Annotated in this window: 9 protein-coding genes; all 9 read right to left on the bottom strand. The window is 48.9% G+C overall.

Annotated features, from left to right (window positions below; all coding sequences use genetic code 11):
* Positions 1-135: 135 nt before the first annotated feature.
* Positions 136-3828, bottom strand: coding sequence for a conjugal transfer protein TraN (traN, locus tag H592_RS0105875; protein WP_028867955.1), 3693 nt, complete (start codon positions 3826-3828; stop codon positions 136-138).
* A gap of 2 nt (positions 3829-3830) precedes the next feature.
* Positions 3831-4859, bottom strand: a complete 1029-nt coding sequence (locus H592_RS0105870; protein WP_028867954.1) for a TraU family protein — start codon at positions 4857-4859, stop codon at positions 3831-3833.
* The gene (locus tag H592_RS0105865) at positions 4843-5970 is read right to left on the bottom strand and encodes a TrbC family F-type conjugative pilus assembly protein (protein ID WP_275368401.1); all 1128 of its coding nucleotides are present in this window, start codon (positions 5968-5970) and stop codon (positions 4843-4845) included. The genes H592_RS0105870 and H592_RS0105865 overlap by 17 nt, the downstream gene beginning before the upstream one ends.
* A gap of 7 nt (positions 5971-5977) precedes the next feature.
* Positions 5978-6490, bottom strand: coding sequence for a S26 family signal peptidase (locus H592_RS0105860; RefSeq protein WP_028867952.1), 513 nt, complete (start codon positions 6488-6490; stop codon positions 5978-5980).
* Complete coding sequence (locus H592_RS0105855; protein ID WP_001044650.1) at positions 6474-6821, bottom strand: hypothetical protein; 348 nt, start codon at positions 6819-6821, stop codon at positions 6474-6476. Before H592_RS0105855 ends, H592_RS0105860 begins: the two co-directional genes overlap by 17 nt.
* Positions 6814-9213, bottom strand: coding sequence for a type IV secretion system protein TraC (traC, locus tag H592_RS0105850; protein ID WP_028867951.1), 2400 nt, complete (start codon positions 9211-9213; stop codon positions 6814-6816). Before traC ends, H592_RS0105855 begins: the two co-directional genes overlap by 8 nt.
* The gene (locus H592_RS0105845; protein ID WP_001228924.1) at positions 9213-9905 is read right to left on the bottom strand and encodes a DsbC family protein; all 693 of its coding nucleotides are present in this window, start codon (positions 9903-9905) and stop codon (positions 9213-9215) included. Before H592_RS0105845 ends, traC begins: the two co-directional genes overlap by 1 nt.
* A gap of 131 nt (positions 9906-10036) precedes the next feature.
* Positions 10037-10963, bottom strand: a complete 927-nt coding sequence (locus H592_RS21610; protein ID WP_281170597.1) for a nucleotidyl transferase AbiEii/AbiGii toxin family protein — start codon at positions 10961-10963, stop codon at positions 10037-10039.
* A gap of 41 nt (positions 10964-11004) precedes the next feature.
* Positions 11005-13595: Tn3-like element ISShfr9 family transposase (locus tag H592_RS21605; protein WP_037071046.1), on the bottom strand; the 2591-nt coding region annotated here is incomplete at its 5' end.

Here is a 13595-nt window from a genome sequence, read left to right as displayed (position 1 = left end):
AGAGCAAATTGCGCACACGCTGAACAGAAAGTATAAGAGGCCCAAAGTGCCAAATTGGTTACCTTAAGGCGCAATAAGCTCATTAAAGTAACCATGATGGAACATTATTGGCAAAGCTGTTTTAGATGGATACGCTCAATTATTCCCCGAAATTTCTTCCGTCGCCTCCTGGCGTAATTTCTGAGCATCCATTCCGTTTAGCCTTTCAATGGCTCTATCTGCGGCACTTTGACGATTTCCATCAACGTTTAGCGTACTTCCTGAGCCTGTGAGTCGTTCCAGATCCAGTGACGGTACTTCGGGTAGGTTGCCTGTTATCGACAAGATACCTATCCATTCATCCAGATTGACTTGGCTCCAATCTACCTGGTTTAACTGACTCGCGGTCAAACCTTCACAGTTTGGTGACTTGGCACTGCCCCAACCAAGGCCCAATTGAGGACGTACTTGTTCTTGAATGATCCGTGAAAGTGGCGAAGTAAAGCAGCAATATGATTGCCGTTTCTCAACACAGGCACCTAAGAACTTAGACTTGCAGTAAGAGCCCACGTAATGGCAACTCTTCAATACCCGCTTGGCGTTCATCTCAAACTCACTTTGCTCACATTTCCAGATTAGCTGAATGAGGATCATGGTGACTGAATAAATCATGTAGGCCGTCATAACCGTACTCAGAACCGCGCCCGCAGCGCCACCGAGGGCAAAGTTGCCACCCGAAACAACACCATCGGCTCCAACCGCGCCACCAACGTTGCTAAACAGTGCCGATTGCGCCCCCGAACCAAAGGTCGTACCTACCCATTCAGCCGTCTTGTTGGTCAACACCTGCATAAAGCCAGTCGCAGCTTGCTCCGCTCCCGCGCCAGCAGCCGTTGATGGCCCAGCCCCCATGAGAGAGTCCCATGCAGACACAAAAGGCTCTTTGACCGCACTCCAAGTGCTCGTGATTGGCTCCCTGAGCGTATTCCAGGAACCATAGATTGCCGACGACGGATTCATGGCCATGACTGCCGTATCAAGCTTGTTGACCGCAACTATCATTGTGATGTAATCCGATAACGACACGCCACTTGGCTTTTCACAGCAATCCACTATGCCGCCAACGGCTTTTTTGCACTGGCCAGCATTACCTTTAAAGACCGTACACTCGACGTTATCTTGGCCATCAGCTCCCGTGCATGACATATCATTGGTCATAAACTGCGCTGCATTAAGCATCGCAGCGGCCTCTGCAAAGTTAGCCTGCTTGATTGACTCTGGCTCTAAACAATCTGTGCCCATACAGCGAACTGGCCCCTCACAGTTGTATTGAGTTTCCATTCGTGCATTTTGCACTTCGACGCTTTGTCCGCAGTCATACACCAAACTTTGGATATAGCAGAAGCCTTCATGACCAGCCCCGCCTTCAGTGCATTCGGTTCTGACGTACTGGCAGGCCGGGTTTTGCTCTAGCGCGGCACACGTATTGGTGGTCGTGTTTTGTCCGTTATTGACGATAGTTTGAGTATTACCATTGGCATCTACCCAGCTATCTGAGCTGCCCATGTTGAACTCAGGATGAGCAGTCGAAGCATTGTAGGTCGCTCTTGCCCTCCAACATGAGAGCCCCAGTCCATCAGAGCTTCCACGACTGGTTAAATGAGCAGGAGACGAAACAACCGCCGGATAAAGGCTTCCAAGCTTCGCCAACTCGCCACTACCAACCGTTAACCCGTCGATTCGTTTTGTGCCCGTATCCAAACACTGCCACTGCACCGCAGTGAACTGATCCGTTTGCATCAAGCATTGGTCTATGCCCGGATCACTTGATTGATGAACAATGTCTTGCTCTAAGTACTTGCCAGAGAAGGCCAATGAAGCGCTCAGTTTCGCAGGAACCAAACACTTCTGAACTTCTCGGCTGCAAGTGTCTAAATCGACTTTGTTCCAGCCGGATTCGCATCTGGAACGAGTGACTTCCTGAGGTTCATGCCACGAAATAATCGAACCATTAACGACCTTGCACAATGAGCCAACCAAGGTTCCTTTTGGACAGGTCATTTCAGGGTATTTAATGGACGGTTTCGTCTCAGTCACCGCCTCCTTATTGCCCGTCAATGAGAGTGTCGTTTTCCAACCATTTGCCTTGGATGGCGACTCGGTGATTTTTATCTCAGTATTTTGATTATCAAAAATCCTCAGTGTCGCGTTTCCAGTTTGCATAGTACTGCTGTGCTGTGGAACAAAGCTGAGCGTTTCAGAGCTAAAGCAACCGCGCTCAATGGACCAGCTTTGTTGATGGGTTTCAGCGGATACACGTCGCTCTAACTGACACTGAGTAAGCGTGCTGATCTTTTCGCACACCTGGTAATCAGGTACATGCTTGGTTTCAGTAAATGGCGTAATCGTCTGAGTAGGCTCACAGGCCTCAAAACTACTCGGCATAAGATTGGATACCACGCACTTTGGATCGCTGGTTTGCAATCCACAGTCATAGGTATCGGTAAAACGCATGCATTCACCTTTATCATTGGTTTCGGCACATTCTGACGACATGAAGCCACAGGAAGGGTTCGCTTCAAGCACTTGGCAGGCCTGATTTTCAATCCCCTTATAGCTTTCGTCATCCACACTCACTTGTACACGCCGACACAAAGGTGATATGCCAGCCACAGGGCTTGGGGCAAAATAGGATTCACAAACTGAAACACCATTGACCACCGTACATCCGTTGGTTGAAGACGGCTGATCCGTGCATTGAATGCTGTAGTCTGAAAACTTCGTCGGGATATCCGCTGCTTGTTCGATACAGGATTGTGGCGACCAACTATCATTCATCACCACCTTGGTTGGATCAAAGCGCACCTTGATGCGTGCATACCCCTCACCACTACCCGTAACCGATACGCGAATTTTTACCGGCACTTCTAAACCTGGTTCTACCGCTTTTAGCTTGGCAGTGAGATCGGTATTTAGATTGCGCTCCCAACTGGTACTGAGCTCGCAACGACCTGCCGTTTCTGGTGGAAAGTTATTGTTCGGCCCAGACCAGACTTTCTGATCACCAAGCCACACTTGCATGTAGTCATCCCATTTGGCGTATTCAAGAACGGCTGAGGTAATCGCATCGGGGTTCACGACTTTGAGTGTGATGGCCTGTTCAAACACTTTACAACGGCCACTCCAGTAGTTGTCGCCAATTCGTCCAATCCAAACTTCAAGACATCCCTCACCACAAGAGCGAAGGTTCATTGGTCCTGAAACATGCTCAATAATGCCTGCCGTGTAATCGTGAGTAATCGTGCAGCTGTTCACCGCTGTATTGAGCCTGTCGCATTGCTGGTAATTTGGGCTACCTTCACCTTGAGACTCACAGCCTGGGAAGCTTTGTGTTAATAGATTTGGGTCAGTTTGAACCGCATCGGTTAATGCCCAAAGCGGATCATTGACCATATCTGGCCGCGACCTGTCTTTGATTTGCTGTAGCGAACGAAACGCTTCACCCGTAGCGCCACTTTCGGATGCCATGCTCTCTTGGCGCTGCGTCCCCAATTGATTCATGCTGGTATCAGAGCCATAAACGCCCGTTAAGACATCCAATGAGCCCTGATCCATACCAGGGAAAAGCTCTTGCAAGTTAATGGACTCATTACCACTGCCATTCGGCACCGACAATGTATTGCCATTGAGCGCGGGCATCGTCCAGTTTTGCAGCAATTGCTTACCTTCCTGTTGTCCGCTTAGACCGGATTGGCGCTGCACATCAGCGGCCACACCATGTAAGGGCAAGCACGCCATAGTGATAGATAAAATACCCGCTAACACTCGGGTAAAAAATGTTGGTTTCATAGTTAACCTCCCGAGTTACAGCAGTCTTGCCAGCGCCACAAAATGTAGAGTGCATCTTCACCGGCACCTGGGATTGTTCGCCACTCTCCCCATTTCATGGTGCTTTCACCGATGACATGCGCACTTTCAGTTTCCGGCACAGGGAAGAACATACTCATCTTGTATTGGGATTTCGGCAGCATGGGTTCGATAACAGGTCGGCATAGCGCACTGTTCCCCATTGTTCGCCTAGCAAGACCACGCCTGTGTTGAGCCGCGATTGCACGCGCCGCTAAATGGCTGGTGTTTTCTGCTAATGAGCCGAAGGCTAAGGTGTAGCCAGATAACGGGTAGAGATGGCCCCAACTGCCAGCACACCAAAACAACTGGTCGATGGGTTTACCAAGCGTTGATGAAGCAGCGTCAGCGGTACAAGCAGATATAGCCAATGGATTGGCAACGGCAGCCGCTTCAGGCTGAGTAAAAAAGGCCAGTTCATCGTTCAGCCATGTTGGGTCCAATTCCGACAAATACATCAAGTCAAAGTCCATGTAACCATCAGCATTGCAATTGCCATCCATGAACAAATCGAGCATGACCAAAAGCGGAAAGGCGTAATAATGGTAATGGTAGAAAGCGAGATCACCGGTATCGTATTCACCTTCGCCATGACCACCTTGCAGTCTCCTATCACCTAACGGTAAACGAATCCCTCCCAGGGAAGGCGAACAACCCGGCGTTCTGACCAATTCAATCAGACGCGCTGGCTCCCACATGCTGGTAACAATACCTGGCCTTGGCACGCCTAAGTTGTCTTCACACAAGCAAAATGACTTGTTTGATGCGCCGCTTGGGACATTGCCAGAGCCAAGAGGAAGCCCTGCAACCCGGATAGGAAAAATGCATGACCAGCAAACATCCGTCAGCAACTTGCCCGATAATAAACCCGCGTCTGGGCAGGTCAGTTCGGCTTTAGCAGGAATAGATGCGCCCAGGACAAGCATGACAACGAGAGTACGCAACCGACGATACGTATTATTGAGCTTTTTCATGAACAAGCTCCTTTGCTGGAATTTCTTCTATTTCAAACGCAAACCCCTTTGCTTGAACAAACGATGGGGTGACTTGCAGATCAAAGCGCTGCTTTAGCGAGGCATTGAGAAGGTAAACCGGACTGTCCAATGTCTTTTCGAGCGCATTGAGGCGATTCCAGCCTTGGGCACGGTCGAGCTGCGTGGTGATAAGCGTAATGCGGCGCAGTGTCCTATCTTGCGTCTCAAGCCAATGCGCTACTGCGTCCACTTCTTCAGCGTTCGACGCATTAAACACCACAAGCTGCTGAGTAAATGGCAAGGCTTTTAGCGGGTTAATACGCGTTCCTGCTGGGATCAATGTTCGGCCATTGGCATCCAATAGTGGCCGCTGCATGACGATGGTTGGATCAACCATTCTTATCCGATACTGCGTGGCTTTGGGTAAGTCAGTAAATGTTTGGCGAGACCAGAAACGCTCAATGGCTTTTTTCTTTAACGCGCCCAGGTCAAGCGACTGTAAACGCTGCATCGCCACTTGCATCAAATCCGGTTCTAAAATCGAATGAATCGGACCGCGTTGACCCAATGAACCGCTATTGCCAGTTTCAATTTGGCGCTGCAACCAGTCCTTGCTGTAAACCCCTAGTGCACTTGCAGTCACCTTGTCATCTTTTATGCGGAAAATTGCAGGCACGCTAGTCACCCGCCAGTGCACAAAGGCTTTCGGATCGATTCGAACCTGAGGAACAGGATCAAGTCCCGCCATCAGGGTATGCCAATCACGGATAGCCGCCCCCAAAGTCTTTCCTTCAGGAATTCCCCGAAACAACACAATAGCGCCGGTAGCACTGGCCTCTTTAAATAGCTGCTTCAGTGACGAATCACCCAATGAGGACGATGCAAATATCAACCATTCATCGCTGTGTTTGAGCGACACAGGTTGTTCAACCGGTGCAAAAGGCTCAATAAATTCAGATGAGCCATGCACAGCACTTTGTAAAATGCTGCGGCTCATTTCGACGATCTTTTTGTCCTCGTCAGACAACGGAAAAGGCTCTTGTGCCCAGGAAACTTGCACCCAAGACAATGGAGCAACCAATAAAAATAAGAGACATAGTCTTTGCATCATCTACCTCCTACCAAAGCGGCCAAGCGCGACCGACAATCTGCTCGCGCTTAACGGTATTCCAATAGCGGGAGTCGAAACTCGTTGCAGCCTCGCCGGAAAACCAATATTCGTTTTCTTGCAGCGTCAATGAACGGCTAAATTCTGTTTCAGCCACACCAAGACGCTGGGCTAATGCCATGCCGGTAGAGACTTCAGTACCATTCACCAGCACATGCTCAGGCGTCACCTTGACTTCATCCCCAGGCATCCCTGTTAGGCGTTTCAGCATCCGATTACCGTCGTTATATAACGGAGCGAGTCCTTTTGAGTGGAAGGCATACAAACCATCCTTAACGAGCTCTTTATTCCATAGGTCAATCAGATACACCGTGGTATCAGGCAGGCAGCGCTCTTGCTGGGTATCAATACCTATTCGGTAGCGCATCATGGCGTAGGTGCCTACCAAGGCCATGATTAACGCAAGAACGGTCAACCGGATGAGGTATGGCCGCCAAGGCATTCTTTTACGGAGTATCTGCATGAGACACCTCCTTTGAGCCTACTGGCACAAATACAGAATCATCAGCACCCACCACCGCTTGGGCATCCAGCACGATAAAACCGGCTGCTTTTAGCTTTTCAATTTGCTGATTGGTCTGAAGCAACCTGGATTCGATGTCTTGTTCGCTGGCATTGGGGCCCAGTGACAACACCGCCTCCCCAAAATCCACGACTGCAATGGGCGTACTTAACGCCAACTGGCTGTGGATGGGTTCGAGTGTTTTCATTAAGAGCCAGCTGGTCATTAAACCGCTACCAGCAATAGACAAAGTAATAGAAGCCATAAATGGCCAAAGCGTGGTCTTATTCATAGCCTCGCTCCTTTAACAACTGGGAGATGGCATCAGCAACAGAAAGGCCTTTGCGCGTTAACTGCTTAATCGCGTTTACATCTTCTGCACGGGACGAGTACAACAGCTTGTGAAACGGATCGACGATGAGGCGGCCAATCCCGGTGCCCATCTCGGTAATAAAGAAAATTTCGGAATAGACACCCGTGACGGTATGAACCGTTTTCAGGTATTCATAGCCGCCTTCACCGAGTGGCAAACGGCCTTCTTTTTTGAGCGCGTTGATGGTTTCGGCTTTTTGGCCAAGCAGGTACATATTGGCCGAGTTTTCAGCGATGGCTTTACCTGTTGGGCTGTCATACAAATCGTTGACCGACTGCGTTACCGTTACAGCACTGCCACCATATTTTCGAAATCGCCGGTAACCCGTCTCGATGAACTTACCGACATCACCTTGAGTCAGCAGATCCCAAGCTTCGTCGATGAACACAATCTTGCGACGATCCCGCTCACCTAAATACATCTCTTGTTGGATTTGGTAGATAAGCTGAAGCAACACCACTTGTTGCAGGTGCTTGCGCCCCTTGAGCTCTTCTAACTCCAAAACGGTGAAACGGTTTTTGAAGCGAATATTGTTGTGGCCATTAAAGAAGCGGCCATATTCGCCCTGTGTCGTAAACGGATAGAGCTGCTCACCCACGTCCTGCACACGTCGGTCTTCATGATTTTTTAAAGCCTCTGCCACATCATCAACCAACATGGCACGACCTTTTTTCTCCCACAGTTCACGGGTCTGACGCTTTAGATTGGCCATCTGAAAATCGGTTAATGACTGAGTAGGCGCGGCCATTGCGGCCAATAGCCCAACCAGTACATCCGCTTCTTCGTCATAGTCCTCAACGATTTCAAACGGATTTAAGCAAATGCCACTGTCTCGCCCGAACTGTAAGAACTCACCGTCATAAACTTCACACAACTTTTCATAGGAGCGGCCAACATCAATCACCCAGCATTGCCCACCTTCAGATAAGTAGGAAGAGATGATTTCGTTCACCAGGAAAGACTTGCCCGACCCCGATTGCGCCGCGATGCAACAGTTGTAATTACTGCCCGAGTCATAAAGGGACACACTCATGATCTGGCCATTACGGGAAACAAAGTTAATCACTGGCGTGCCAGTGCCTTTCCAATCCGCAAACAAAGGCAAGAGAGGGATCACATGCCTTGTCGCCATGGTCTTGAATCGAAACAAGTCGTTCATCGCCTGGCGGTCAGCACCAAATGGCAGGGCATTCAGAAAAATGGGCAAACAGAAGTACTTGTCTTCCATCAGCTCAAATCCAAGTTCTTTGAAGTAAGTTCGGGCATTTGAAACAGAACTGATGGACGCTTCTTCCGTTGGTGAAAACAGCGTCAAAGTCATATTTGCCCGAATAGGACGATCACCTTCTTGCAAGGCTTCAAAAAGAACATCAAATCCCTTTTTCTTGGCTGCAAGCACCGGCACAAACTTGAGCATCGGGCCATAGGCCTGATTGACCGCCCATTGACGCTTCGTCTCTAGACGAGATCGCATGGCCTCGGCTGAGGGAAAGTGAATGGTGACATTCAGTAAAAAGCTTCCGCGTAAACCGCGACTACCCGTCATCATATCGCCCGCAAAACTTGCGGCATGACCAAACCAGATCCGCTCAGGCAAGCGCTTAAACGATAAGGTTTTAATTCGGTAATCGCCCAGCATCAGACCTTGGCTATCCACCTTGATAGCTCGGTCATAATCCAACACTTGCTCTCGAAGTGGTTTATCTGCCTCACTGCGGATTGGTGATGGATTGCGCCAGGAAGCATCTTTTCCCCAGTTAAGCTGAGCACTTAATGCTGCGAGCCAATTTCGGTCGGTCATCTCAGTAACACGAAAACCAACCGTTGCCAGCGCTTGCGAGAAAGAAGCCCGAAGCGCGGATGCTCGACTCAACTCACGCTCCGTCGGTATAGGACTTTCCAAAGGCAATTTGCAGGTGACGATCAGTTGAAAGTTGCGTACCTGAGTCTGGGTCGATTCTTCTATCGGTTGAACCGTGCCCCCATCGAGGAAATCCGCACGTTTGCGTATCGACGCCCTAAGCAATGGATCGGATTGACGATGCCGTAAGCCCATCATGCGCTGAAGGTCGGTTTGAATATCAGGGGATGCGTACAGGCCAAATTGCAGCAAAGTGTCTTTTGGCCAGTCGTTGTTGAGTAGAACATTAACCCTGTCTGCAACAGACTCATCACCACCGGGCAAGGGGTCACATAGAAAACCAAAGCCAACACTCTGGTCTTCCATGAAAAACAGTTGCTCATCGTCTGAGTAGGCCAACACAGGCAATAGCTCAGAAGCGCGTTGCCCTGAATACAGAGAGGCTTTCATTAACGCCCCTCCAACCAAGCAGAAAGGTCATAAGGACGACCTCTGCTGATGCGACCATCATTGGCGACAATGAAAGGTACACCTTGAATGCCCAGAATTTGAGCCGTCACCAAAGTACGCTGCATTGGCTCCAAGTTGCAGGCATCATCCTGTTCTAGGTTACCAATCCGGCCATTCAGCAATGCATCGGTGGCCGCTTTCTTGTCACGCGCACAGCCAAGCTGGCGAACCTGACGCTCTGAATCAGGACCAAGCACTGGCACAGGGAGAATTTGGAAGGTGTATTCTTTGGTTAGAGGTAAAGCTTGTTTCAAAAGCTCATGGCAATGCGGGCATCGTGGATCAACAAAGACCACCACTTTCTTTTTGCCTTCACCCAGCGTCAGTGGATTCAAATCATCCATTTTTAAGCCAAGACGACTTAAGTCCAGCGTGTTACCCGCTTCACGAATTTCTTCAAGGCTGGTAAGCGGCTTTTTCGACCAGGCATCATAGAGCGTGCCATCAATGACGAACCGGCCACTGTCTGACATGAAAACAATACGGCCATTGCTTTCGACCGCTTTCATACCCGTGACAGGTAAAGAAACCATGCCGTCAATTTTGCCAACGGGCGACACTTCAGACACAGGTTCAGCTTGAACCAAAGGAGAAAGCGCAAGCGCCAGAATAATTGGAGATAGTTTTCGCATGAGGAGTCCTCGTTAATGTAAATCGAGGCTCCAGTCTATGCAGTTGTCCTATGTGGACTCGGTTAGATAGATTGAAGAAATCGCAATCTAACTAGGGGGCTTATAGCTCGTTGAGGTTTGTTATAAACGAATTACTCGGCGTTTGCGTTAACAAGCCAATCATCAAGCACTTGCTTCAATTTATCTAATTGCTCTTGATGTTTTGCTTGATTCTTTGCCAATTTGTTAATGTTCTGTAACTTCCAACGAATCGCTGGCAAGTCTGCTGCATTAGGATAGTCAAACAATGCCCAGTCAGGTTGCCCTCTTTTGAATGACATAAGGAAAGCATGATCCCTTTCTGTGAAATGTTTTTGCAGTTCAATTAACATCATGGGCCTAACAGAGGCTAAGTCTTCGCATTCAACTTTTTCAAAAGTCATTCCGTCAAATTCTGCCTGAAATTTCTCATTTAGAGGCTGCCAGTTTGGCGACATGACTTCATTAATAGGCCGAGGGTGACTTAATGTATAGGTTAAAAAACCCACCAAAATCTCTCTCGAAATCCCTTCACTGCCAAGTAACATACGCACATCAAATAAGTCGCGAGGATGTTGGCGATCCATAGCAGCACACAATTTTCCACCATACAGATCGGGAAGACTGACTACCTGAATCTCAGCATAACCAAACTCGTCTTCAACAGACTCTTGAACTGGCATTATTTCTGCACTTTGCAATGTACCTCTGGCGACGGGCGACACTTCAATTTTAATCGTCGCAACCGGACTGGATACAACTATTCTCAGTTCATCAGCTTTATTATCCTGAAATGCCGCTCGGATATCTGGTTGAGTATTGATTCTGTCTGTAATGCGCTGCAATGCAGCCTTGACATTAATCAAAGCCTCATCTCTTGGTTCAAGTGGAAGATAAGCAAGATCAATATCTACAGATAACCGAGGAAAATCTCTCACAAATAAATTAATGGCGGTGCCACCTTTAAGTGCAAAAACCGTCTCTGTTGGGGTTCTAGGGATTTTCCCCTCTAAAAAGACATAATCCTCTGTAGACCACACCAATAAATGGCTGCGGAGGTGGTTTACTTTCAGCTTGGAGCCTAATCATCCACTATCGGCCTTGTTATTTCGCCAATATTGGGCAATTTCCCAGTATTAGTGAAGTTATACGTTCCGCTTAAGTTGATATTTTGCCACGCAACGGGCGAAACAGCACGAGTGATACCCGCTTTCTCTTCATCTCCTCTCGCTTCAAAGTGTCCCAGCAGATGACTCAGTATCGCGGAGTTGAAGTAGATGATCGCGTTGGCAAGCAATCTTGCACATTCATTCCAGATAGCGATTTCACTCTCGTTTTTGCCTCGGAACTGATCGCCATTCACCGACGCAATAGCCCGTCTCAGGAAGTGCCACGCTTCTCCCCGGTTAAGGGCACGCTGAACGTACTGCCGCAAACTGGCATTGTCTATGTAATCCAGTAAATATTGCGCTTTGACCAGTCGATTATACTCCGTCAGCGCCTGTAATGTCGGGTGCCCCGAAGGATAACCAGACAACTTTCTTACCAGCATTGCCTGTGTCGTTCGCTTTGTCTGAAGTGACAGAACAATGCGCCTAATATCCTGCCATCCCGTTTCGATGACATTCGTCCTGATGGGCTTTTTCAGGGCAAGGTTGGTGCCGCCGTGTTCATTTTCAGTTACGTCAAACAGATCATTGATGACACTACTGAACTGCGCGTATCGCGGTGCAAAACTGTAACCGCATAGATCCAGTAAGGCGAAGTTAACATGATTGACACCGTGTGTATCTGTCGAGAGTACGTCAGGTTTGATTTCACTGCTGTTGGATTGTAACAGGTCATAAATATAGTGTGATTCGTGCTCGTTGGAACCGATGATCCGAGCATTGAGGGCGCTGTGGTTGGCCACCAGTGTCATGGCCGTGATCCCTTTGTTGGTGCCGAAATACTTAGAGGAGTACCGGGTTTTAAAGGTTTCCAGATGGGTTTCGAATTTCTGACCATCCGCACTGGCATGCAGCTGGTCCTCCTGAATATGGTAGTGGCGGAAGATGGGTAGCGCTGCAACCGCATTATTGATCACGTCGCTGGCGTCATGCAGCGTTTCAGGCCGGATATAGTTGGCCTGCACCGTACTCAGGTGTTCATAGCTTCGATCGGAGATCTGCGCCATGCCATACACACCACGGTGAGTGGCGTTGGCAATCAGAATGGCCAGTAAATCATCCTGATGAGTGAACCCTTGTTTTTGTATCGGAAGTACATGAGTCAGACATTTCATGAACCCGGTTTCGCGCTCTACATACCGCAGTACATCCGCGATACCGACCGGTTGCATTCGCTTAAAAAAGGGATTGTTGACCAGAGATGTAGCGCTTTTGGTCGGCAGACGCCAGCGGGTACCGGTACGATTTTTCATGATCACATTTCGATTGTCTCCCTCATCAATATGGAGAGCAACGTCTTTGAGTGCACTTTCCAGCCGGTGTTGTTTCTCCTGTAACAATAACTCTGCGGGCTGTTTTAGTCTGTCCAGTGTTGATGAGGCCAGCAAGGTATCCTGCGATGTCTGGGGGATCAGGTCGTCTTCCAGTGCGCGGTATTTGGTAACATTTGGCAAATAAATGCGTCCATTCAGTCGTGAGGTTAACTGCCGGTAGAGCAGCCATTCGTAACGTTGCGGGTTAACGTTATCCTGTTTAACCAACCATGGGAGGTGCTTTTTCGGGATGAGCGACGTATCCATCGTCTTCAGTGGTCCACCGAATGCGATTTCCGTCTGCATCTGTTGAAGTTGGGCGACGACGGCTTCTGAGCCTTTACCGGCCTCACATTCAAGGCACAAGAACACCTGCCTTAACAGTTGCTCCAGGAGATTGCATTGTTCATCGTAATGTTGCCACTGGTACTCTTCCACGGTCCGTTTCTGTTTTTTCAGGTAAAGGCAGAGGGTCTGGATATCCCTGTCATTCATGACCTTCAATGCCTGTTGTCTGACTACTGAGAAGGGTTGATTATCATCAATGTTCTCATCCACAAACAGATGCAGTAACTCTGCCGCTTTCGTGACATTGTCCGCGGCTGACTGCCAGGACAGGAACACTGCTTGTTGTGCAAAGGTGTTGGCAGCTTCTTGTTGCTTGCGGATATGGTAAATGAACCCATCAGTTAACCGTTCCAGTGCCAGTTGTATCCGCTCTGTCAGGTGACATAGCAACCATAGATGCTGCTGTGCGCGTTTGAATCGTTTGAGTTTACTACCGTAATAGTTGATGAGCTCACCGAAGTGTTGTCGATTTTTAAGAGACAGATTAAGCCCATCGATAACGCCATTGATTTGCGTGCGCCATGGCGCTAACTGATGATAAAGGGCAAGCTCTTTTTTAAGTTCAGGTACGGTCAGACTTTTTGCACCGCCTCTGAGCTGGTTCAGGCTTAGTCCGTCATCAATGGCTGTTATGCTGTCCAGAAAGACGTGAAGTTCAGGACTGGTGAGTTGATTAAGTTGGTGCGCCAGGTCTTTTCTGACCTGCTGCATCGCTCTGCTTATCAGTCTCTGGAGTACGGTGTACCTAGGGATAGCAATGCTGTGACTGGTTAGGAATTCAATAGCAGTATCAAAGAGGTAACGCGGCTCCAGCCAGGCATTGCCCACCTGAACAAGGTGGT

The sequence above is a fragment of the Psychromonas arctica DSM 14288 genome, assembly GCF_000482725.1.
GTDB classification, from domain to species: Bacteria; Pseudomonadota; Gammaproteobacteria; order Enterobacterales; family Psychromonadaceae; genus Psychromonas; species Psychromonas arctica.
This window is presented reverse-complemented; position numbering and strand designations above follow the sequence as displayed.

What these genes read in the sequence shown, in the direction of transcription:
- H592_RS0105860 (WP_028867952.1), bottom strand. Translation starts at nt 6,490, where the DNA reads ATGCAGATACTCCGTAAAAGAATGCCTTGGCGGCCATACCTCATCCGG.
- traN (WP_028867955.1), bottom strand. Translation starts at nt 3,828, where the DNA reads ATGAAACCAACATTTTTTACCCGAGTGTTAGCGGGTATTTTATCTATC.
- traC (WP_028867951.1), bottom strand. Translation starts at nt 9,213, where the DNA reads ATGAAAGCCTCTCTGTATTCAGGGCAACGCGCTTCTGAGCTATTGCCT.
- H592_RS0105855 (WP_001044650.1), bottom strand. Translation starts at nt 6,821, where the DNA reads ATGAATAAGACCACGCTTTGGCCATTTATGGCTTCTATTACTTTGTCT.
- H592_RS0105865 (WP_275368401.1), bottom strand. Translation starts at nt 5,970, where the DNA reads ATGATGCAAAGACTATGTCTCTTATTTTTATTGGTTGCTCCATTGTCT.
- H592_RS0105870 (WP_028867954.1), bottom strand. Translation starts at nt 4,859, where the DNA reads ATGAAAAAGCTCAATAATACGTATCGTCGGTTGCGTACTCTCGTTGTC.
- H592_RS0105845 (WP_001228924.1), bottom strand. Translation starts at nt 9,905, where the DNA reads ATGCGAAAACTATCTCCAATTATTCTGGCGCTTGCGCTTTCTCCTTTG.